Origin of the sequence: Bradyrhizobium sp. AUGA SZCCT0176 (genome assembly GCF_018130145.1) — a bacterium.
Classification (GTDB): Bacteria; Pseudomonadota; Alphaproteobacteria; order Rhizobiales; family Xanthobacteraceae; genus Bradyrhizobium.
Genome location: NZ_JAFCMB010000017.1, coordinates 123,272 through 145,315, shown reverse-complemented (window position 1 = coordinate 145,315; position 22,044 = coordinate 123,272). Strand labels below are relative to the sequence as shown.

General features: G+C 63.3%; 21 protein-coding genes. 6 read left to right on the top strand and 15 right to left on the bottom strand.

Annotated features, from left to right (window positions below; genetic code table 11):
- Positions 1-316: 316 nt before the first annotated feature.
- Positions 317-1,477, bottom strand: coding sequence for a hypothetical protein (locus tag JQ600_RS29205; RefSeq protein ID WP_212386403.1), 1,161 nt, complete (start codon positions 1,475-1,477; stop codon positions 317-319).
- 237 nt (positions 1,478-1,714) lie between these two features.
- Between JQ600_RS29205 and JQ600_RS29200 the strand changes: the two genes are divergently transcribed.
- Together JQ600_RS29200 and JQ600_RS29195 are read left to right on the top strand one after the other, a co-directional pair.
- Positions 1,715-2,392 carry a response regulator transcription factor gene (locus JQ600_RS29200; RefSeq protein ID WP_212386402.1) on the top strand — a complete coding sequence of 226 codons (678 nt, stop codon included), beginning with the start codon at positions 1,715-1,717 and terminating at the stop codon, positions 2,390-2,392.
- On the top strand, positions 2,389-4,320 hold the full coding sequence (locus JQ600_RS29195) for a sensor histidine kinase (RefSeq protein ID WP_212386401.1): 1,932 nt from the start codon (positions 2,389-2,391) through the stop codon (positions 4,318-4,320). The genes JQ600_RS29200 and JQ600_RS29195 overlap by 4 nt, the downstream gene beginning before the upstream one ends.
- A 67-nt stretch (positions 4,321-4,387) precedes the next feature.
- Here the strand turns inward: JQ600_RS29195 and JQ600_RS29190 are convergent, their stop codons facing one another.
- The gene (locus JQ600_RS29190) at positions 4,388-4,669 is read right to left on the bottom strand and encodes a hypothetical protein (protein WP_212490198.1); all 282 of its coding nucleotides are present in this window, start codon (positions 4,667-4,669) and stop codon (positions 4,388-4,390) included.
- A gap of 248 nt (positions 4,670-4,917) precedes the next feature.
- On the opposite strand from JQ600_RS29190, the gene JQ600_RS29185 reads away from it, so the two are divergent.
- A complete protein-coding gene (locus tag JQ600_RS29185) occupies positions 4,918-5,172 on the top strand; it encodes a cysteine rich repeat-containing protein (RefSeq protein WP_212386399.1) in 255 nt (84 codons plus the stop codon).
- Positions 5,173-5,293: 121 nt separating this feature from the next.
- Here JQ600_RS29185 and JQ600_RS29180 read toward each other — a convergent pair whose 3' ends face one another.
- From JQ600_RS29180 to JQ600_RS29170, 3 genes are all read right to left on the bottom strand, one after another.
- On the bottom strand, positions 5,294-5,962 hold the full coding sequence (locus JQ600_RS29180) for a hypothetical protein (protein ID WP_212386398.1): 669 nt from the start codon (positions 5,960-5,962) through the stop codon (positions 5,294-5,296).
- 113 nt (positions 5,963-6,075) lie between these two features.
- Positions 6,076-6,747, bottom strand: a complete 672-nt coding sequence (locus JQ600_RS29175) for a hypothetical protein (RefSeq protein WP_212386397.1) — start codon at positions 6,745-6,747, stop codon at positions 6,076-6,078.
- A gap of 206 nt (positions 6,748-6,953) precedes the next feature.
- Positions 6,954-7,199, bottom strand: a complete 246-nt coding sequence (locus JQ600_RS29170) for a hypothetical protein (protein ID WP_212265170.1) — start codon at positions 7,197-7,199, stop codon at positions 6,954-6,956.
- 120 nt (positions 7,200-7,319) lie between these two features.
- Here JQ600_RS29170 and JQ600_RS29165 point away from each other — a divergent pair, with 120 nt between their 5' ends.
- Positions 7,320-7,973 carry a hypothetical protein gene (locus JQ600_RS29165; RefSeq protein ID WP_212386396.1) on the top strand — a complete coding sequence of 218 codons (654 nt, stop codon included), beginning with the start codon at positions 7,320-7,322 and terminating at the stop codon, positions 7,971-7,973.
- On the opposite strand, the gene JQ600_RS29160 is transcribed toward JQ600_RS29165, so the two are convergent.
- Positions 7,970-8,950: a nitronate monooxygenase family protein gene (locus JQ600_RS29160; RefSeq protein ID WP_212386395.1), complete on the bottom strand. Its 981-nt coding sequence runs from the start codon at positions 8,948-8,950 to the stop codon at positions 7,970-7,972. The genes JQ600_RS29165 and JQ600_RS29160 overlap by 4 nt on opposite strands.
- 157 nt (positions 8,951-9,107) lie before the next feature.
- On the opposite strand from JQ600_RS29160, the gene JQ600_RS29155 reads away from it, so the two are divergent.
- Positions 9,108-10,670, top strand: coding sequence for an AMP-binding protein (locus JQ600_RS29155; RefSeq protein ID WP_212490197.1), 1,563 nt, complete (start codon positions 9,108-9,110; stop codon positions 10,668-10,670).
- 10 nt (positions 10,671-10,680) lie between these two features.
- Here the strand turns inward: JQ600_RS29155 and JQ600_RS29150 are convergent, their stop codons facing one another.
- From JQ600_RS29150 to JQ600_RS29115, 8 genes are all read right to left on the bottom strand, one after another.
- Positions 10,681-12,672, bottom strand: coding sequence for an ATP-binding protein (locus JQ600_RS29150; protein ID WP_312010893.1), 1,992 nt, complete (start codon positions 12,670-12,672; stop codon positions 10,681-10,683).
- A gap of 59 nt (positions 12,673-12,731) precedes the next feature.
- Positions 12,732-14,249 (bottom strand): ATPase domain-containing protein, encoded by a 1,518-nt coding sequence (locus tag JQ600_RS29145; RefSeq protein WP_212386392.1) that lies wholly within the window; start codon positions 14,247-14,249, stop codon positions 12,732-12,734.
- Between the two features lie 214 nt (positions 14,250-14,463).
- Positions 14,464-14,763, bottom strand: coding sequence for a cell division topological specificity factor MinE (minE, locus tag JQ600_RS29140; RefSeq protein WP_212036347.1), 300 nt, complete (start codon positions 14,761-14,763; stop codon positions 14,464-14,466).
- On the bottom strand, positions 14,760-15,575 hold the full coding sequence (minD, locus tag JQ600_RS29135; RefSeq protein WP_192735279.1) for a septum site-determining protein MinD: 816 nt from the start codon (positions 15,573-15,575) through the stop codon (positions 14,760-14,762). The genes minE and minD overlap by 4 nt, the downstream gene beginning before the upstream one ends.
- A 19-nt stretch (positions 15,576-15,594) precedes the next feature.
- Positions 15,595-16,302, bottom strand: coding sequence for a septum site-determining protein MinC (minC, locus tag JQ600_RS29130; RefSeq protein ID WP_212386391.1), 708 nt, complete (start codon positions 16,300-16,302; stop codon positions 15,595-15,597).
- Positions 16,303-16,520: 218 nt separating this feature from the next.
- Entirely contained in the window at positions 16,521-17,294 is a 774-nt protein-coding gene (locus JQ600_RS29125; protein WP_212386390.1) for a thioesterase family protein, read from the bottom strand.
- Between the two features lie 115 nt (positions 17,295-17,409).
- Positions 17,410-18,147 carry an SDR family NAD(P)-dependent oxidoreductase gene (locus tag JQ600_RS29120; protein WP_212386389.1) on the bottom strand — a complete coding sequence of 246 codons (738 nt, stop codon included), beginning with the start codon at positions 18,145-18,147 and terminating at the stop codon, positions 17,410-17,412.
- Between the two features lie 45 nt (positions 18,148-18,192).
- Positions 18,193-19,281 carry a substrate-binding domain-containing protein gene (locus JQ600_RS29115; RefSeq protein ID WP_212386388.1) on the bottom strand — a complete coding sequence of 363 codons (1,089 nt, stop codon included), beginning with the start codon at positions 19,279-19,281 and terminating at the stop codon, positions 18,193-18,195.
- Between the two features lie 114 nt (positions 19,282-19,395).
- Between JQ600_RS29115 and JQ600_RS29110 the strand changes: the two genes are divergently transcribed.
- Positions 19,396-20,880, top strand: a complete 1,485-nt coding sequence (locus JQ600_RS29110; protein ID WP_212265180.1) for an aldehyde dehydrogenase family protein — start codon at positions 19,396-19,398, stop codon at positions 20,878-20,880.
- Between the two features lie 173 nt (positions 20,881-21,053).
- On the opposite strand, the gene JQ600_RS29105 is transcribed toward JQ600_RS29110, so the two are convergent.
- The gene (locus JQ600_RS29105) at positions 21,054-22,022 is read right to left on the bottom strand and encodes a nitronate monooxygenase family protein (RefSeq protein ID WP_212265181.1); all 969 of its coding nucleotides are present in this window, start codon (positions 22,020-22,022) and stop codon (positions 21,054-21,056) included.
- Between the last annotated feature and the right edge of the window lie 22 nt (positions 22,023-22,044).

Sequence of the window (22,044 nt, the reverse complement as noted above, 5' to 3'; positions counted from 1 at the left end):
CCGTTCCCGCTTGCGCTTCTCCGACAGCTTGACGCCTGCAACGGGCGCCAGGACCACACGGTTTTGCCGTACGCTCGTCCGCGCCGTCGTCTCAGCGCAAACCAGCGTCCACCGCAACCCGTCCAACGTCCGTGACGACGGCCGACGCCCTTCTGAGTAGGACGGGATGGCCGAAGATATGCACCTGATTTGCCTTCTGGTAAACAGAAATATTTTTCATTCTGGGGCTTGACACGAATTCCGGAAACCAGAATTGATTTGCCCGTCGGGTCAGAATGTCGCGGGTGCATCGATGCTGATGGGTCCGCGGGAGGGATCAGCCCATCCTACCTCTGCCAAGCCCGATCAAATTGCGTCCCTTCTGCACCAGGAACGCCAGTCCCACCGGCTCGGCGTGATGACGATGCAGCGTGTGCGATTCAAGGACGTGGTGGAGATTTCCCGGCAGGGACTGCAGCTCAGCCTGCAAATCGGACGCTACCGCGGCCATCACGGCGTCGAGCTTTCGTCCCCAATCGGTCTGGTCGATGCGATCGATCGAGGTCCGCAGCGCGTGTTCGATATCGTAGATGTCGGTGAGAATGTCCCTGGCGATCGAAATACGGTTGCGCTTCAAAGCGTGGCTCAGCTCTATTCGTTGGTCGTCGAGATGGTCGAGCACCATGGCGATGCTGATCGCATAGCGGGTCGCCGCGATCTCGGCGGCATTCTTGCTGCGCGCCGACCTGGTCGCGAGACGGGCCAGTTGCCATGGCACCTTGAGGTGCTTCGTCACCATGGTCAGGGCAAACGGCATCGCTTCGGGATGTTTGGCCGCGAACGTGTCGAGATGACCGCGTATCCTGGAAAGCGCGTCGCCGTCGAAATCATCCACCTTGGATGGCAACGCTTCATTGAAGGCGACGATGGCGTCGCGGAGCCGCAACGCCAGCAGGATCTTCTTGAGATCGTCAAAGCTGGCGCGGGAGCCGGTATACTGGCCAAGAGCTCTTCGTACGTCGGAAACGCCCTGCTCGGAGCCGAGAAGCCCCTCGATCGTCTTGACTACCTTGGACTGGAAGCCGGCGACGATCAGCTTGGCTTCGTCCGGATTGTCCTTCACGATCAGCTGCTTCATCTGCTCGCAATAATCGCGCGCCATCGACGGCAGCTGATCCTGGTTGATCCATTCCCAGATCGCCGACAGCGACCCGCGCGATATCTGGCCGGAATTGGCGCGCTCGGGCGAGCGGTCGACGAACAATGCTTCGATCGGCTTGAAGAAGTAGCGCGACGGATTGCCGATCCGGTTGTGGGTCTCGCCGCTCTTGCGAAACTCGGCGCGCAGTTCTGCCAGGATAATTTCGAAGCCCGAAATGTCCTCGTCATACATCTGCATCCGCTCGATTTCGACGAGCAGGCTGCTGCGCGCATGCGACGTCAAATGACCGAGGTATTTTCGGATCCGATCAGCCTGGAGTTCATTCTTGGGCGTCACTTGGAAAGGATCCCTGATCCGGCCCTGATGAGCTGCCCCGAAGTGTGGGGCGCGTTCCTTGCAACCGGATTACTTTTTTATCCCGTAACTTAACGGTTTGGCCCCGCAGGTTCACCGGGGAGGGGGTATGGTCCCTCCCCTATGTGACCTCCCCCATAAACATGGCTGTCCCAAATCCCCCTCGAACGGTTAAACTCGCGCAGGGCCGCGCGGGGACAGGCGGCCGGAGCCAATTCCATGACGCCGTTGAGCGATGAACCGCTTTCGCAGGCCATCTCCGTTTTGCTGGTCGAAGACGACGCGCCGACATTGTGGCGGCTGCAGGACGCGCTGACCAAGGCGGGCTATCAGGTACGCGCGGCGGCGACGCTGGCCGAAGCCAAGGCCGGCCTGGCGCAGGGCGCGCCGAAGGTGCTGCTGACCGATCTGCAATTGCCTGACGGCCACGGCATCGATCTGATCCGCGAGACGCGCCAGCGCTTTCCCGACACCGAGATCATGGTGATCTCGATCCTCGGCGACGAGGAGAGCGTGATCTCGGCGATCACCGTCGGCGCCACCGGCTATTTGCTCAAGGACGCGTTTCCGACCGACATCGCCGCCACCGTCCGCGACCTCGTGGCCGGACATTCGCCGATCTCGGCCTCGATCGCGCGTTTCATCGTGCGCCGGACCCAGAACAATCCGGAGCCGCCGCCCGGCCCGCCGCTCAACACCGCCAAACTGACCCCGCGCGAGATCGATATCCTCTGGGGCATAGCCAAGGGTTTCAGCTACGCCGAGATCGCGGGCCATCTCGGCCTGTCGCGGCAGACCGTGCCCGGGCACATCAAGAGCATCTATCGCAAGCTCGAAGTGCACACCCGGGGCGAAGCGGTGTTCGAGGCGGTGCAGCAAGGCCTGATCCGGCTGTGAGCGAGGACGCCGCAATCGAGGCTCCTCCCGGCGAGGTGCGCCGGCGGCTGCAGGTCTCCCGCCTGTTGCAATATGTGCTGCTACAGGTGCTGATCGCCGCCGCCTGCGGCTTCATCCTGCGACAGCCGCTGCCTGCACCGCCCCAAAGTTTTGCCGTGACCGAGTTCAGGCTGAGGCAAGGCGACACCGAGCGGTCTGTAACCTTGCCGCATTTCGCCAGCGCGCGGTCGGCGGCCGACGATCAGCCGACCTATTCCGGCCGGTTCACATGGCCGGCCGAGCAACCGCAGCGCGCGTGGTCGATCTATCTGCCGCGCTTCACCAATGCCGCCGAAGTCGCCGTCAACGGCGTCGCGGTGCTGGACTCAAGGCGCGATCCGGTCGCCAACCGGCCTGACCGCTCCACGCCTCAGATCGCCGTGATTCCGTCGGCGCTGCTGCACGGCGGTTCGAACGAACTCACCATTCGCGTGCTGGTGTGGGGCCCGATCTCGGCGTTTCTCGACACGCCCTACGTTGGACCTGACGACATTCTCCGTCCTTATTACGACCGGCGGGCACTGCTGTTCGTCACGTTGCCGATCGTGTTTTCGGCCTGGCAGGCGATCCTTGCGGTCATCCTCAGCATCATGTGGGTGATGCGACGGCATGAACCGGCTTACGGCATGCTGGCGGCGGCAATGGCGGTCGGCGTCTTGCAGGCGTTTCTGTCGACGCCGATCGATAACTCACCGTACGCCGGGCTCAACGCCATTGCGATCGCCTCCGCGCCGCTCGAGAGCGGGCTTGTGCTGGCTTTCGCGATCCTGTTCTTTGGCCGCAAATGGCCGCGCTGGGGTGCGCTGATCTTTGCACCCGGAATAATCCTCGCCATGACCGGGCTGATCAGCGGCCAGGCCGCGGTCCGGTCGCTGTATCTTTTCATCGGCACGCCGACGGTCGGAATTTGCCTGATCGTGATAGCGGTCATCGCCGGGAATGTGGTGCTGCGGCGGCAGGACGCCGCCAGCATCCTCTTGGGCTGCGCGGTCACCATCGTGCTGACCAGCTGGATCCACGACATGCTCTCGGTGCTGCAGATCGTCCCTGATAGACGCATCTTCTTCTCGCGATTGTCCTATTCGGCGATGCTGGTGGCGATCGGCGCGGCGCTGACCTGGCGGTTCGCACGCGCGCTCAACCAGGTCGACAGTTTTGCCGGCCGCCTCGTCACCCAGGTGCGCGAGGCCGAAGACAAATTGAAGGCCAGCTTCGCCCGCGAGGAAGAACGCGCGCGGGCCGCGGCGTTGGCCCGCGAGCGCACCCGGCTGATGCGCGACCTGCACGATGGCCTCGGCGGCCAGCTCGTCAGCATCGTGGCGCTCAGCGAACGCGGCAATGATGCGAGCGCTGGTATCGGCGACGCTGCGCGGGCGGCGCTGAAGGATCTGCGCCTTGTCATCGACTCCATGGATGACATCGGCGGCGACCTGATGCTGGCGCTGGGATCATGGCGCGAGCGCGCGATGGCGCAGCTGCGCCCGCACGACATCGAGCTCGATTGGACGATAACGCCGCCGGGCCTGCCGGTGCATCCGGAATTGCGGCCCTGGCACGTGATCCAGATCATGCGGCTGCTGGATGAAGCCCTGACCAATGCGGTCAAGCACTCCGGCGCGCGCCGCATCACGGTCAGCATCGAGACTTTGCGCGATGTAGACGGCCTCGATCAGGGCTGCATCACGATTGCGAACGACGGCAAGGGTTTTGCGCTGGCCGCTGATGGCGAAGCGCCAGCCGAGGGCGCCAAAGCGGGACGCGGCCTGCGCAACATGCAAAGCCGCGCCGCCCGCTGCGGCGCCGGGTTAGATTTGACATCCGGCGCCGGCGGAACGCAGGTGCGGCTGACCTTGCCGCACCGCTTTCCCGATAGCGACGGTAGTGCTTGAAGTTTGACGCGTTTTCTTCACGCGAACCGGTACCCATTTCGCTCGAAAACGCGATACCCGTGTGAAGTTACCTTCGCCCCACGCGGTTGACCGGGCCGCCACGATTCCACGCCGTGCCGGGGCGGACACCGACGCCGCGCGCGCCGACGCCAACGACGCCGACGCGGGGTGTGGCAACCGCTACCGCGGCCACCGGCGTCGGCCGCACCACGCAGCCCTGCGGCACGCCGGCCGTCTTGCAATAGACCACCGCCGCCTGGGCCGAGCCGGCATGAAGCGAAAGCGCTGCCACGGTCGAAAGCGCAGTCGCGGTCAGACCGGCGCGCAGCCATCTAGAAATCCTCAACATGTAACCTCTCCTGATTATTTTGCCGTGCAGCCTTGCGATGGACCGACCGGTCACCGCAGCCGACGTGGAGAGGTACTTGGGCCAGACCGGCGCGCGGCAACATCCCATGAAGATGGTGGGTCGATGTCGCGGGGCGTTTGCAGGGGAATTTTCGCTGCCATGAACATGGCATGGACCGCGCAGCCGGCCTCGACGAGTTTTCCCGCGAACGCTCGTTCAACCCGTCAACGCCCCAGCCAAGGTGATCCATGAAAAAGCCAGTTCAGAAATCCACGCCTGTCGCAACCGCCCTCGTCTCGCTGATTTTTCTGCTCGCCGGCAGTGCGCTGGCGTCAGCCCAATCCGGGCCGAGCCGCGAAGAGCAGATGGCTTGCCGTTCCGATGCCGGGAAATTCTGCGCCGAGCATATCGGCAAGCCGCCGCAGATGAACGCCTGCCTGCGCGACAACAAGTCGAAACTGTCCGACCCCTGCCGCAAGGTGGTGGAATCGCGTGGCGGATAGGTGAAGCGATCTGGAGCTTCGGTTCTGAGTGAATCAGAAGCTCTGGATCTTTCTCTTGACGCGTTTTCTTCACGCGAACCGGTGTCCACTTCGCTCGAAAACGCTTTGGGTAGTGGATCGATCAGTCCAGATCGAACAATCTGATCCGGGGCGTCTCGAGTCGCGCCGGCTCGGCCGCAAAGACCTGCCGCGGCTCGGTCTCTTCGCGGACCTTCTCCTCGACCTCGCGAAGCTCCTGATCCTGCCGCGGCCGGCGTCGTTCAACCCAGTTCTGACGACGCTCGGCCTTGCGCTTCTCCTCAGTGGCGCGTCTTGCCTCTCGCCTGATATCGGTGTCGCGTGACTTCACGTCGGCATCGCGCGCCCTGATATCGCTATCGCGCGTTTTGGCAAAAGCGGCTTCGGGCGTTCTGATCGACTCAGGATTTGTCTTTTCGGGCGCAGCTGCCTGCGTCACGGGTGCGGCGGTCGTCGGCTGTGGTGATGCTGCGGGCGGCGTGCTCGCTGCAGCTCCAGCGGGCTGCGCCTGGGTCGAGGTGGGCGTGACGGGTTCGTTCTGCGGTTGGTTCTGCGCTGCATTCGGTGCGACCGCCGCCACGTTCGGTGCCGGTTCCGACGAAGCCTTCGCCGGGATCGGCTTCTCCGACATCCGCAGCTCAAGCTTGCTCGTTTCGATCCTGGGCGCATGCGGGCTGACGATGTTCGAAATCAACATGCCGCCACCAAGGCCCGCGACAACAGCCGCGACCACGGTTCCCACGCCTGCAAAATATGCCGTCGAAGTGCGCATGGTTCGGCTCCTTGATACCACGCGGGAAAACGCGCTGATGGAGCCGATGTTCCGATATGGGAAAATGTGGAAACGATGGAACCGGCGGCGTGCGCTGCGGCCGCCGCAATCGCTCAGATCATGGAGGCTACTTTTTCGAGCCCGATGATGCGGGCGAGCGAGCGCACTTCGCTCTTCTGATCTTCGCGCAACTGGAACAACAACGGCATCGCCGCCGATTTCAGCTGCTGGACTTCTTCAGCCTCGGGATCGATCGGAATGCCGCCCGCCGCATTGGGATCGGCCTGACGCTTTGCGTGAATCTTGCGGGCGACAGCCTTCAACGCGGTCTCCACCGGCGGCCAATAAGATTCCTGCGAGGCGGAAAGCTTGAGGCGCTCCTTGATCCCGGCGATCTGGATGTCGCTGAGCAGCGCGTAGTTCTTTTGCGGGGTCGGCTTGGCGGCGGCTTTGGGCTTGGGCGGTGCCGCAGCAGGCGCCATGGCGGGTGCCGCGACTTTCGGAATTCCAAGATCGGCCGGCCCGGTCGAGGCATAGGCCTGGCGCAGCGGCTCGCTCAGTACGGGGGCGGCCTGCGGCGGTTCGAACGCGGCCAGCGCCATCGTCGCAATGGCGAGCTTGTCCTTCTTGCTTTCCTTGTTCGAGACCGGAGTTTGGACCGCGGTTGGTGCGGAGGCCAGTTCGTAATGCGCGGCGAACAGGGTGTCGCGGCCGAGAATTGCGGTGGCGGCGGCGCCCACCACGAGGAAACAGGTCAACGCAACGATCGTAATGACTTTGGTCAACAATGTCTCCATTCCGCCGATCCCAGAGCCTGTCGGCTCCAGTCTTTATATTTATGACGCGTTTCTTGACGCGAACCGGTATCCACCTCGCTCGAAAACGCTACCGAGGATGCCCGAAAGCTGGACGGTAATTAAGGCTTTACCATGCCGCTCAAGGGGTTAGTGCCCCCGGAAAAGCGCGAGAATCGCGTCGAATCGGCAAAAAATCAGGCCGCCGCGGCCAGATCGTAGGCTTCCTGGATGTCGGCCACGATATCGGAGGCCTCCCAGAGCGCGTCGGGGGCGACCGAGCGCAGGCTGATGGTCCAGTTGCTTTTGCCGGTGCGGGGCATGCTGAGGATGTCGAATTCGACGTTGCGGCAGAGCGGGTGCCGGTCCAGCGCGCGGGTCACCCGCCACCTGATTTCGTCGATGGTGGCCGGGGTTTTGGCATAAAACTGATCGAAATCCATCTTGCGCCCCCTTATTTGCGGATCGCCCGGCGGTGCGGCCGGCTATCCTGTGGTTCTATTGTTGGGGCGGATTTGGTTAATGGCCCGTTAATCCGGGAACGGCACGAGAAACAACCCTGCATGGCGGAAACAACTCAGGAAGCGACGACCGCCACGAACGGGCCGTCGGTCCGCGCCGAATTGCTGGCGGCCGCGGGCATTTCGATCGGCACGCTGCTGCTCGCGACCTTCGAATTGTCGATGGCCGAGTGGCCGTCCGGCTTTGTCCTGCTCGGCATCCTGCCGCTGACGGCGCTGATGTTCTTCGGCTGCTGCCTCTGGACGGCGACGCTGCTGCTTCGCATCCCACGGGGCGGGACAAAATTCGCGATCCCGTTCCTGATGTGCGCGGCGACGCTGGCGCTGCTGGTCTACGCACCACTGCAGAAGGTCGCGCTGCAGCGAAATTTCCACTGGCACCGCGCCGATCGCGAACGGATCGTGGCCCGCGTCGAGGCCGGCGAGCTCAGGCCGAACGTCCCCTACAACAAATACATGATCGCGCTGGGCGCAAACGAGCCCAAGGTTTCCGCCGGCGGAAACGACATCGTCATCGACACGGCCAAAGAAGGCACCTACGTGCTGTTCCTGACCTCGCGCGGCCTGAAACACTATTTCACCGGCTTCCTGCACGTGCCGCCGGGCAGCGATCCCAAAGACTTCTTCGAGTTCGACGACAAACCGCCGAGCCAGCTCGTTCACTACGACAAGAATTGGTATTTTGTGGCGAACTAGGTGAACTGGATTTTCGCCGCCGCGGCGCGATACTCGACTAGCGTCCGTGCAACCAGTTCATCGACGCCAAGCACTTCGGTCACGCCCGAGGTGGAATGGCCGGCGCTCCAGATGTCTTTCCAGCGCTTTGGGCGGTTTTCGCGCGCGCCGATGTCGATGTCCTTGCCAATATCGATGGCGCCGCGCGCCGGCAGATCGTCGGGATCGAGGCCGGCAGCTTCGATGGATGGCCGCAGCATGTTGGTCTGCAAACCTGTGAAAGCCGTGGTCAGCAGAATGTCGTCGGCGCTGCTGGCGACCAGCATATCCTTGTATCTCGGATCCGCCATGCTCTCGCACGTGGCGATGAACCTGGTGCCCATGTAGGCGAGGTCGCAGCCAAGCGCCTGCGCCGCGCGCAAGGCATGTCCGTCGCTGATGCCGCCCGCGAGCACCAGCGGCCCGTCGAAGAAGCCGCGCACCGCACGCACGAACACGAACGGATTGAGCCAGCCGGTCTGGCCACCCGCGCCTGCGGTCAGCAGTACGAGGCCATCAGCGCCGGCAGCGACCGCGCGTTCGGCGTGGCGGATGCTGGCGACGTCGGCGAAGACAAGCGCGCCGGCATCATGCAACGGCGCCGCGACCTGTGCCGGCGATCCGACCGAGGTGATGACGATCTCGGGCTTGTGCCGCAGCAGCACCGCCAGATCCTGCGCCAGCCGTGCATTGGAGCGATGCACAATCAGGTTCGCGCAGATCGGCGCGGCGGGCTTGCCGCTCTCGTCCGAATGACGCTGCAAACGGCCTTCGATCTCGCTGAGCCATTCTTCGAGCTGTTCGTGGCTGCGGCAATTCACCGTCGGGAACGAGCCGATCACGCCGTTGCGGCATGCGGCGACCACAAGCTCGACGCCGGAAACGAGAAACATCGGCGCCGCGATCAGCGGCAGGCTGAGACGATCCTGAAAGCGCGCGAGAAGATCGGATGTATGCATCATCGCAACTTGAGCCGTGGCCTTGGTGTGCTAGCGGCTTTATTGTTTTCACGCGTTTTCTTCACGCGAACCGGTATCCACTTCGCTTGAAAACGCTATAGGATCAACATTGGCACGATCGAGAGCCAATTACAAAAGTTGCGGGAGGAATTTTGAAATGAACAATCCGCTGTACGCGTCTCCGGTCGCTTGCGAGCAGACGCTGCGGGCGCTGGCGCGTTACCCGGAGCGGACCGCGTTCAGCTGGCCCGGCGGATCGATCACCTATCAAGGCACGACCGACCTGATCGGCCGCATTCAAGCCGTGTTCATGCGGCTGAACTTCGAGCCCGGTACCCGCGTCGCTTTCCTCACCGCCAACCGCGCCGACGCCTGGTGCGCGGGCGTCGCCGCGCAATTGTCGCGGCTTTCGATCACCTGGCTGCATCCGCTGGGCTCGCTCGACGATCAGCTGTTCCAGCTCGAGGACTCCGAAGCGCAGATGCTGGTGGTCGACGGCGTCACCTTTCGCGATCGCGGCGGCGAACTCGCGGCCAGGGCCGTTAGCCTGAAAACCGTGTTCACGCTCGGGCCCGCCAGCTATGGAGTCGATCTATTGACGGCAGTTGAGGCTGCCGGCAGCGTTACGGCACGCTGCTTTGCCAGGCCCGACGATATCTCCACCCTGAACTACACCGGCGGCACCACCGGCAAATCCAAGGGCGCGTTGCGCACCCACCGCGAGAATAGCGGCGCCGCCAGCGCGATCCTGGCGGACTTCGAAATCCCGGATCGGCCGAGCTATCTCACGGTGGCACCGATCAGCCATGTCGCCGGCACCAAAGTGCTGCCGACGCTGATGCGCGGCGGCACCGTGCACATGCTGAAGGGTTTCGATCCCGAAGCCGTGTTCAAGACCATTGAGCGCGAGCGCATCAATTTTACGCTGTTCGTGCCGACGATGATCTACGTGATGCTCGATCATCCATCGCTCGACAGGACCGACCTCTCTTCGCTCGAATTGCTGCTCTATGGCGCATCCGCAATGTCGCCGAGCCGCCTCGTCGAGGGCATCGAGCGGATCGGGCCGGTGTTCTCGCAGCTCTACGGCCAGACCGAGTGCTATCCGGTGTCGGTGCTGCGCAAGGCCGACCACGATCCGAAGACGCCGGAAATGTTTACGTCCTGCGGATTCCCGATCTCGGCGTGCGAGGTCAACGTGCTCGACGACAACGACCAGGAGGTTGCGACCGGCGAGGCCGGCGAAATCTGCGTGCGCGCGCCGCATGTGATGGCCGAATACTGGAAGCGGCCGGAGCAAACCGCCGAAACGCTCAAGAGCGGCTGGCTGCATACCGGCGATATCGCTCGCAAGGACGAGCGCGGCTATATGTTCATCCTCGACCGCAAGAAGGACATGATCGTCTCCGGCGGCTTCAACATTTTTCCGCGCGAGGTCGAGGACGTCTTGTCGCAGCATGCCGACGTCGCGATGGTCGCCGTGGTCGGCGTTCCCGACGATAAATGGGGCGAGGCCGTCACCGCGGTGGTGGTGGCGCGCGAAGGTGCGAAGCCGAATGCGGATGAGTTGATCAATCTCGTGAAAACGAAAAAAGGCTCGGCGCACGCGCCAAAGCACATCAAATTCGTCACCGAGTTGCCGATGACCGGCGTCGGCAAGGTCGACAAGAAGGTGCTGAAGGCAGGCTTCTGGACCGGCCGCGACCGGATGGTGGGGTAAATTTTCCGGCTCACGCCAGCAGTTGATCGAGCCGCTCGCGCAGCTGATCCTGGTGATAAGGTTTTGCAAGCCGCGGCAGATCGAGCTGCGCGCCTTCGGGCAATTCGGCATAACCTGTTGCCAGCAGGATGGGCAGCGACGGGCGCACCTGGCGCGTCGCAGCCGCGAGTTCAATACCGGTCATCCCGGGCATCACGTGATCGGTCATCATCAAATCGATCGGCTGCTCGCTCCTGAGAATGTCGAGCGCATGCAGGCCCGAATTGGCGCCGATCACGTGGTGACCGAGGTCTTCCAGCATCTCCATGGTCGACATGGCAATCAGCGGATCGTCGTCGACAAACAGGATCACGGCCGAGCGTTTGGTGCCTTGCGTCGCCGGCGCCGGAGCCTCGACCTCCGGTGCAGCGGTAGCTATCGGGAGTATCAGCGTCGCGGTGGTGCCTTTTCCGACCGCGCTTGCAAGCCGCAAGGCGCCACCGAGTTGCACCGCCAGGCCGTGCACCATCGACAGGCCAAGGCCGGTGCCCTTGCCTAGCGGCTTGGACGAAAAGAAGGGCTCGATCGCCCGCTCCAGTGTCTCTGATGTCATGCCGGTGCCGGTATCGACGACGGACAGCCTGAGATAACGGCCAGGCTTCAACACCGCATCCCTGGTGATCTTCTGCTCGTCCAGCCTGATGTCGATCGGACCGCCGTCGGGCATCGCGTCACGCGCGTTGATCGCCAGATTGAGGATCGCAAGCTCAAGCTGGTTGGGATCGATACGCGCCGGAGGCAGGCCGTCCTTGATGTCCAACCGCACCGCGACGCGCGGGCCGAGCGAGCGTTCCAGCAGGTTGGTCATATCCTGAATCAGCGAACGGAGGTCGACCGAGACCGTGCGCAAATCCTGCTGGCGCGCAAAGGCCAGAAGGCGCTGGGTCAATGACGCACCCCGTTCCGCGCCCTGCATGGCGCCATCGACCAGGCGGTGAAGCCGGGGATCGTCGGGCATGCGCTTGCGCAGCAGATCAAGGTTACCCATCACGGCCATCAGCAAATTGTTGAAATCATGCGCCACGCCGCCGGTAAGCTGTCCGATCGTCTCCATCTTCTGCGCCTGGCGCAACTGTTCCTGCGCCTTTTCACGCGCGGCGACTTCCTTCATCAGATCGGCGGTGCGCTGCTCGACGCGCTGCTCCAGTGTCGCCGTCAGTTCCGCCAGCGCGGTGCGTTCGGCGGCGAGTTGCGCGAGCAGGGCCTCGCGCTCGATTTCCGCAACCTTGCGCGCGGTGATATCGGAGCAGACGCCGACCAGCGACTTGATGCTGCCGTCCGGCCACCGTACCGCGCGGGCGCGGGTGTCCACCCAGTGCTGCGAGCCGTCGGGCCAGATAATCCGATATTCGATGCGGTAATCCCCACCGGTCTTGATCGCCTGATCGATGGCTTCGAGACGGCGCTCCCGGTCGTCGGGATGAACCGCAGCCGACAAATCCTGAAAAGTGAAAGACTCGCCCGGCTTGCGGCCGAAAAAGCGCGCGCAGGTTTCCGATGCTTCGAGTTTGTATTCCGGCAAATGCAGTTCAAGCGCCCCGAGATGACCGGCATTCAGCGCGGTCTGCAGCAGGCCTTCGCTTTCGGTCAGATCGGCGAGGATCGAGCGCGTCTGGTACTGGCGGCGCCTGGCCCGGACCGCAGAACCGACAATGCTGACAAGCGTCGTCGGATGGAAAGGGCGCTCGATGAAGGTGACATTGCCCAGGATTTGCCCGAGCCGCATCGCATCCGGATTGCGCTCGGGACCGCCACCCTGTCGCGTCAGCAGCACGATCGGGAAATCCGACCACGGCGGCTGGCTGCTCAGCCAATCTACCAATCCCCGGAGATCCGCGGTCTTGATCGCCTCGTCAGCGACGACCGCAAGGCCAGCCCCGCTTTCGATCTCATGGATCAAGCCGGCAAGATCGCTGCAGGTATTGGCGTAATACCCCGCTTCCCTGATGAGCGTAGTGGCCACGGACGAATCGCGCCCGGTCGGTGCGAGAATGACGGCGCGCTCAGACGATGCGCCCGGTTTCACGGCTGCTGCTCCTCGAACAAGCGGCGTTCCTGCAGCAAGGGCTGCCCTTCGCCAACATAAACCGGAACGCCACGCAGAACGCCATGGAAACCGTCCAGCGGTTCACCAATCGTCAGTCCGCGATTGCCGATGCGATATTCGCGAATCGTCGATTCGTGCATGCCGGTACGCTTCTTGATGACCGACATCGCACGCCGCACGCTGCCCAGCGCTTCGAAATAGCGCAGCAGCACAACCGTATCGGCAAGGTACGTGACATCCACCGGCGCCTTCATATCTCCGATCAGTCCATGCTGTGCCACCGTCATGAATGTCGCAGCACCCTGGCGGTTCAGATACTGCAGCAATTCATGCACGTGCAGGATCAGGGAATTTTCTTCGGGCATGGCGGCCTGATAGCCGTTGAGGCTGTCGATCACGACCGTCTTGATCCGGTCGTCATCGACCCGCTTGCGGACGCGATGGGCGAATTCACCGGGCGACAGCTCCGCGGCATCGACCTGCTCGATGAACAGGCTGCCGCTGCGCTGCATTTCCTCGAGATTGATGCCGAGCCCGATCATGCGCGAAAACAACAGCCCGAGTTCTTCGTCGAACACGAACAACGCCGCCCTTTCACCCCGCGCGACCGCCGCGACAATGAAGGTAATCGCGGCCAGCGACTTGCCGGTTCCCGCGGGCCCGAGGATCAGGGTGCTCGATCCTGACTCGACGCCGCCACCCAGCAGCCTGTCGAGTTCCGCGATGCCGCTGGACATCGTGGTTCGCTCAACCGCCCTGCGAAACTCCGAGGCCACCAGCCGCGGAAAGATATTCATCCCGCCGGTCGTGATGGTGGCGTCATGATAGCCGCCGCGAAACTTCACGCCACGATATTTGACGACGCGCGCCCGCCGTCGCTCTGCGCCGTAGGCCGGCGCCAGCTCCTCCAGCCGCACCACGCCGTGTGCCACACTGTGAACGGTCTTGTCCGCAGCATCGGCGGTCAGATCGTCGAGCAGCATGACAGTGGTCTTGAACTTCGCGAAATAATGCTTGAGCGCCAGGATCTGACGCCGATACCGCAGCGAACTTTGCGCCAGCAGCCGGATTTCGGAAAGACTGTCCAGAACCACCCGGGCCGGCCGCGTGCGTTCCACGGCTTCGAATATCTGCTTGGTGGTCTCGCCGAGTTCGAGATCGGACGAATAGAGCAGGCTCTGCTGCTGTTCGGAATCGAGCAGGCTCTCCGGTGGCAACAATTCGAAGATGTCGATACGCTCGTCGAGCGCCCAGCCATGGGACGCCGCGCCCTCGCGCAGCTCACGTTCGGTTTCAGACAGCGTGACGTAGAGGCACTTTTCGCCGGCGCGCGCGCCTTCCATCAGGAATTGCAGCGCAATGGTGGTTTTGCCCGTGCCGGGCTCACCTTCGAGCAGAAACAGATGGCCACGCGTAAAGCCGCCGGACAGGATGTCGTCCAGGCCCCACACGCCCGATTTTGCCTTGTCCGTGGGTATTCCGGCTGCGTTCATGAGGCCCCCTAACGGAGGGCAACTCCGGCGATATCAGGGGGTTCCCCGGAGATGGAACCAGGAGGAGAAAATTCGGATCACATCGCGCCGTTTCCGGCCAGCAGCCGGAAATTCGTTGGTGACATGGCCAGCGTTGGACGGCCGGCTTCACGGCAAGCGGGGAACGGCGCTCCCCGCCGCAGCGCCATTGCCCGGCCCCGGCCTCATCGCGGTATCAAGCCGCCCCTGCTCGCCTTTCAGCGTGAGCCTTGGTCTTCTCGAAATTATTCGGCACTTCGATATCGACTTCGAGCGTCGACACGGCCGGGCCGCGGTCAAGCTTGACCGTGACCTTGTCGGGGTCGAGCTGGATGTGCCGAGAGACCACGGCGAGGATCTCCTCGCGCAGCGTCGCCAGCAGGTCCGGTTGACCGCGCAGGCCGCGCTCGTGCGCCAGCAGAATCTGCAGCCGCTCCCGCGCCACCGGGGCGGTTGCCTTGCGGCCGCTGAACAGGCGAAGCAGATTCATACTCATGCCGCCCTCCGTCCGAGCAATCGATTCATAAATCCCCTGCGTTCGGCCGGCACGACCATGTCGACGGTTTCGCCCATCAGGCGGCGGACCGCGTCGGTATAGGCGCGAGCCGGTGCACTGGCCACATTGTTCAGGGTGACGGGAGAGCCGACATTCGAGGCGCGAAGCACGTCCTGGCTCTCGGGGATGATGCCGAGCAGCGGGGTTGCGAGAATTTCGAGGATGTCATCGATGCTGAGCATCTCGCCGCGCGCCGCGCGCACCGGATCGAACCTTGTGATCAGGATGTGCTTGGTCACCCGCTCGCCCTGCTCCGCCTTGACGGTCTTCGAATCGAGCATCCCGATGATGCGGTCGGAGTCGCGCACCGAGGAGACTTCCGGGTTGGTGACGATCACGGCTTCGTCCGCATAACGCATCGCCAGCATCGCGCCGCGTTCGATGCCTGCGGGACTGTCGCACAGGATCCAGTCGAACTTGGTCCGCAGCTCAGCGATGACCCGGCCGACGCCTTCGTCGGTCAGCGCGTCCTTGTCCCTGGTCTGGGAAGCTGGCAGTAACCACAGATTCTCCAGGCGCTTGTCGCGGATCAGCGCCTGCTGAAGCTTGGCGACGCCCTGCACCACGTTGATGAGGTCGAACACCACGCGCCGTTCCGCGCCCATCACCAGATCGAGGTTGCGCAGGCCGACGTCGAAGTCGATGACGACGACCTTCTCGCCGGCCTGGGCCAGCGCCGCACCGAGCGCGGCCGTGGACGTCGTCTTTCCAACGCCGCCCTTGCCTGATGTAACGACCAGGACCTTTGCCATAATTGATCTCCGTAGCCGATTAATTCAGCGGTGTAATTTTCATGGTGTCGCCTTGCAGCCAGGCCTGGGCCGGGCGATTCCGCAGCGAGGCGTCGATTTCTTCAGCAGTCTGGTAGTAGCCGTCGATGGCGAGCAGTTCCGCCTCGATCTTCTGGCAGTAAATCCTGGCCGACGAATTGCCGTTGACGCCGGCCATCGCCCGGCCGCGCAGCGTGCCGTAAACATGGATCGATCCGCCGGCGACGATTTCCGCACCCGAGCCGACCGAGCCCAGCACGGTGACATCGCCATCGGTGAAGACGATCGACTGGCCCGAGCGGACCGGACTTTCGAGCAGCAGCGAATTCGGCTTCGGCTTGGCCTCGACCTTTTCCTCGGGCTTTTCCGCAGGCTCGGTTCGCGTGATGACGCAGGAACGACCGCCGGTCAAAAGCGGCGGCATGCTGGTGGTGAGCTTCTCGGCATCCACGCCCTCGATCCCCAGCACGCGGATGTTGCGTTCTTCCAGATTATTGACGAGGTGGGTGATGGCCGCGCGGCTGAGGTCCAGCGCCGCCAGGTCGAGCACGACAGGCTTGCCGACGAAGAAGCCCGGCGAACGCGCCAGTGTCGCATCGATCTCCTCGAGCCAGCCAAGAATCGGAATCTCCGGCGTGAACACGAAGGCGACATACGAGCGGCCTCGCATGCGAACCAATTGTCGCGTTGCCCCCGCTGTTGCCTGCATGGTGGATCCACCCATTCCTGGTTACTGAATAATTAAGGATGGGACTGATTTGGTTAATGGTTGATTAATTATGACAACTCATTCAGCGACCGCGTGGCGGCCGGAGAGCGACACGAGAGCTACCCGAAGTTACAGGCGAGCGGTTGCGATCAGCAAAAGTGGTGGCAATTTGATCGGTTTGCCAAGCCGGATCGGCTGACCACCCGATCGCCCTCGCGTCAACGCCGCTCGATCACCAGGCTCTGGACGGCGCGGCCGAAATAGCCGCGTTCATCGGCCAGCCGCGCCATCGCGAGGCCCGCGCCGTCGGGGCCGATCCAGGATTCGGCGTCGAGCAGCATCCAGTCGCCGACAGGCTGGCGCGCGAAATTCACCGTGAGGTCGGCGTTGAGAAACGTCCATTGCCGGAAATCCAGCACCGCCGAAGTGCCGTTGCAGAAATCCGCGGCCACCATCGCGCGCATTGCCTGAGAGACCGCCGCCCCTTCGACAACCGGGCGATCGACGCGATACCAGATCGCGCCCGGACCGGGGACGCCGAACCGGCCGCGCGCGGCGCGCAGCGACATGCCGGTTACGAACGGGCTGGAAGAAAAATCCGCGGGCTCGACCCGCGATTGTTCTGGTCCCGGCAGCGTGACCTGTTCGATCTCGGCCTCGGGCGGCAATTCGTTGGCCTGCAGCTTGATCTTCAAGATCGTGGCTGCGACCACGACGACGCCGTTGGCGCGAAGTTTTACCGCGCAGAGCTGGATCTTGCGGCCTTCGCGCAGAATCTCGGTCTCGATCGTCAGCGGTGCGACCGGCACCGGGCGCATCAGATCCACTGTCACGCGCGCGATCCGCATCGGTACCGGCGTCGGTAATGCTTCTGCCGCCCAGACCACCAACGCCGCCGGTGGTGAGCCGTGCTGCATGCTCGGATCCCACGGGCCCGCCGCGTGGGGGCTGGTGAGGACGCTGTTGCCGTCCACGCGAAAGATAGCGTCCATCAATCAATGATCCCTGGAGAGGAGAATGTCGCTTTCTGCCTGCTCGGTGTCGGAGAGTCGAGAGCGCGGCGACACAGACCCCCGTGCACGATTCACAAGGGGATGCGCTCACGCGTCAAATGAAGGCCATGCCGCCGTTGAGAATAATCGTTTGCCCGGTCATGTAGTCGTTGCCGAGCACCATCGCGACGGCCTGCGCCACTTCCTCAGGTTGCCCCATTCGGCCCAGCGGAATATTGCGCGCAAGATCGGTGCGGCCGCGCATCATGTCGGTTTCGATCAGCGACGGCGCCACATTGTTGACCGTGATCCCCTCCTTCACCAGCCGCGCCGCGTACCCTCGCGTCAGTCCCTCCATGCCGGCCTTGGAGGCGTTGTAGTGCGGGCCGATGGCGCCGGCGCCGCGCGCGGCACCCGAGGAGATGTTGACGATGCGGCCCCATTGGCGCGCCCGCATCATGGGAAGCACGGCCTGGGTGCACAGGAAGACCGACTTCAGGTTGACCGTGATGGTGCGGTCGAAATCGGCCTCGGAAAGTTCGTCGACGCTGCGCACGATCGCGATGCCGGCATTGTTGACGAGGATGTCGATCGGACCGAGGTCGCGCGCGACCTGTTCGACCATTCTTGCGACGGCAGCGGCCTGCGACACGTCGGCGGCAACGGCGATGGCGCGGCCACCACCGGCCTTGATTTTGGCAACAACGGCTTCGGCGTCATCCGCTCGCTCGCGATAATTGACCGCGACCGTGGCACCGAGTTCGGCCAGCGTCATTGCAATCGCAGCGCCGATGCCGCGCGAGCCACCCGTCACCAGCGCGACACGCGCACTCAGATCCTGTTTGGTCGTCATCGATCCCGTCCGTCGCAAGCGTGGATGGGCGTAACGATACCATTCTCACGCCGCTCCGCTACCCACGCTCTCCAAAAACGCCTTGACGTTGCTGACCACACCCGTGTTGGTCGCGACATAACCGGGCAGGCTCGCCACCTCGCGCTGGAACTCGCGGCCCTTCATGATGTCGATGACGCGCCGCATCGGCTCGGTCTCCAGAAACGCGCGCTTGCAGACGAAGAAATAATCCTCGGTCAGCAAGCGGATGAAATCGAGTCCGAACTGACGTGCGGCCGCCTCGACGCCAAAACTCACATCGGCCATGCCGCTGGCGACATAGGCGGCGACCGCCGCGTGGGTGAATTCCATCTGCTGGGCGCCGTTGATTTTCGCTTCGTCGATCCTGTGCAGGATAAGCAACTGATCGAACAGCAGCCGCGTTCCGGAATCATGGTCGCGGTTCACAAAACGCGCCTTGCTATCAACGATATCCTTGATGGATGCAATCTTGAGCGGGTTGCCCGGCTTGACCATCAATCCCATTTCGCGCGTCACGAAACTGATGACGCGGTCTTCGCGCGGATCGAGCCATTCCTTGCAGGCCCGGATGCCCTGCGCCCGCAACTCGCCGCGCGGCAGATGCACGCCGGAGAGATCGCAGGCGCCCTGCGCCAGCGACAGCAGCGAATTCTGGTTGCTGACATAGCGCAAATCGACGCCGATCCCGGGTTCGCGGTCGAGCAGTTCGCGCAGCTTCGAGACCGCAAAGCCATGGCTGGCGTGGACGCGGATCACGGATGGACGCTGGTGCAGGAAGGGCTTGATCTCGGTCGCGAGCTCCTGCGCCAGGTTTTCAAGCTGGGGGCCGAGACGCGCCTGCATCCGCTCGCCGGCCCAGACCAGCTTTTCGCCGAACGCGGTCAGCGTCGTGCCCTTGCCGCGCTGGGTCTCGACCAGCGGCACGCCAAAGAAATCCGACCATTGCTCGACCAGATTCCAGACATGGCGATAGGACAGTTGGGCGTGCGTGGCCGCGCTGGTGAGTTTTCCGGTTTTACGGATCTCGTTGAGAATTCCGAGCATCACCACGGCTGTCTGCGGGCTGCCCTCCTTGTGAAATCGCCAGACGGTTTCGATCTCGATGTGGTGCATTGGCTCTCAACCTATGAAGTCGACTGCATATATTCGCGGTCCATAGGCAGATCATATCATATTTACTGCGCCAAATATCCTCCTAGTTTGGGATACAGAAACGGAGGAAATATGATGTCCATTGCATATGATTACACTGCGACGGCGCCTGCGATCGCGGCCGCCAGGCCCCGGTTGCTGCTGATCGACGGCCAGCACGTGCCTTCGATCTCCGGGCGCACCTTCAAGACGCTCAATCCAGCCACCGAACAGGTCATTGCCACCGTGGCCGAAGGCAACGAGGCCGACGTCGATCGCGCCGTCGCCGCGGCCCGCCGGGCCTTCGAAGGCCCCTGGCGCAGCATGCGCGCCTCCGAGCGCGGGCAGATCCTGCTCCGTCTTGCAGAACTGATGAAGAAGCATTCGGACGAAATCGCAGCACTCGAAAGCCTGGATGCCGGCAAGCCGATCTCAGGCGTGCTGCGGCAGGACCTTCCGGCCGCCATCGACACGCTGACCTACTACGCGGGCTGGGCCGACAAGATCCACGGCGAGGTGGTCTCGACGCGGGACGATGCGCTGACCTACACGGTGCGCGAGCCGGTCGGCGTGGTCGCTGCGATCGTTCCCTGGAATTTTCCGCTGATGATCGGGATGTGGAAACTGGCGCCCGCGCTCGCCTGCGGCTGCACCATCGTGATGAAGCCCGCCGAACTGACCTCGCTGTCGGCGCTGCGGATCGGCGAACTGGCGCTGGAAGCCGGCCTGCCGCCGGGCGTGCTCAACATCGTGACCGGCCCCGGCCGTGTCGTCGGCGACGCCTTGGTCAATCATCCTGATGTCGACAAGGTCACGTTCACGGGCTCGCCAGGCGTCGGCCGCGGCATCCTGCGCGGTGCGGCCGGCAACTTCAAACGGGTATCGCTCGAACTCGGCGGCAAGTCCGCCAACGTGATCTTCGACGACGCCGATATCGAGGCCGCCAGCAAGGCGGCGGCTTCAGGAATCTTCTTCAACGCCGGGCAGGTGTGCTCGGCAGGCTCCCGCGTGCTGGTCCATGAGAAAGTCTACGATGAAGTGGTCGAACGGCTGACGCAACGCGCCCAGTCGATCCGCATCGGCGATCCCGGTGATCGCGCCACGGCGCTGGGTCCGGTGATTTCCGAAAAGCAGATGAAGAGCATCCTCGATTATGTCGATATCGGCCAGCAGGAAGGCGCGCTGCTGACCACCGGCGGGACACGCGTCGGCACCAGCGGCTATTTCATCAGCCCCGCCGTGTTCGCCAATGTCGAACACGAGATGCGCATCTCGCAGGAGGAAATTTTCGGCCCGGTGGTCAGCGTCATCAAGTTCAGAGATGAAGCCGATGCGCTGCGGATCGCCAACGGCACCGCCTACAGCCTCGCGGCCGGGGTGTGGAGCCGCGACATCGGGCGGGTGCAGCGTTTCGCGAAGAATGCAAAGGCCGGAACGGTCTGGATCAACACCTATGGCTATACCGACGTGCGCTTGCCATGGGGCGGCGTGCGCGATTCCGGTTTCGGCCGGGAACACGGCTCGGCCGCGATCGAGAATTTTACCGAGCCGAAGGCGGTGTGGATGAATCTGAACGTGTGATGGTCGCGCGTCGGCGATAGCGCGTCGCCTTCTTCCCTCTCCCCTTGTGGGAGAGGGTGGACGCGATGCGCAGCATCGCGGACGGGTGAGGGGTTCTCTCCGCGGATAGAGCCCTCATCCGCCTTCGCTCTCGCGAAGGCACCTTCTCCCACAAGGGGAGAAGGAAGAAAAAATCACAGCGGCGGATCGATTGCTTCGGCGTATTCCTTCTTGAACCTTGCGATCAGTTCGGCCGCTGGCAGAATTTTTTCCACGCTGCCGACGCCTTGGCCACTGCCCCAGATTTCCTTCCAGGCCTTCGGCTTGGCGCGCTCACCCGAAGCATCCGTGCCGAAACTCATCTTGGACGGATCCGAGGTCGGCAGATTGTCGGGATCCATGCCGGCGGCGACGATCGACGGCTTCAGATAGTTGCCGTGCACGCCGGTGAACAGGTTGGAATAGACGATGTCTTCCGCGCCTGAGGCCGTGATCATCTGCTTGTAGCCTTCCACCGCATTGGCCTCCGCCGTGGCGATGAAGGCCGAGCCGATATAGGCGAAGTCGGCACCCAGTATGCGTGCCGCGCGAATGGCCCGGCCGTTGGCAATCGCGCCCGACAACGCGATCGGACCGTCGAACCATTGCCTGGTCTCGGCCACGAAGGCCAATGGCGAGATTTCGCCGGCATGGCCGCCGGCGCCCGCCGACACCAGGACCAGGCCATCGGCGCCCTTCTCAACCGCCTTGTGCGCGAATTTCTGGTTGATGACGTCGTGGAACACGATGCAGCCCCAGCCATGCGCGGCCTGGTTGAGCTCTTCGCGCGCACCGAGCGAGGTGATCATCATCGGCACCTTGTGCTTTTCGCAAAGCGCCAGATCCTGATCGAGCCGGTTGTTCGACTTGTGCACGATCTGATTCACCGCGAACGGCGCCGAGGGCGCTTCCGGGTGCGCCTTGTCGTGCGCCGCGAGTTCTTCCTTGATCCGCGCCAGCCATTCGTCGAGCAGCGCCGGCGGCCGCGCGTTCAGCGCCGGAAACGATCCGACCACACCCGCCTTGCACTGCGCGATCACGAGATCAGGCACGGAAATGATGAACAGCGGCGCAGCGATGACGGGGATCGACAGACGGCCCTTGAACAAGGCAGGCATGGACATTCGAAGCAATCCTTATGCGTGT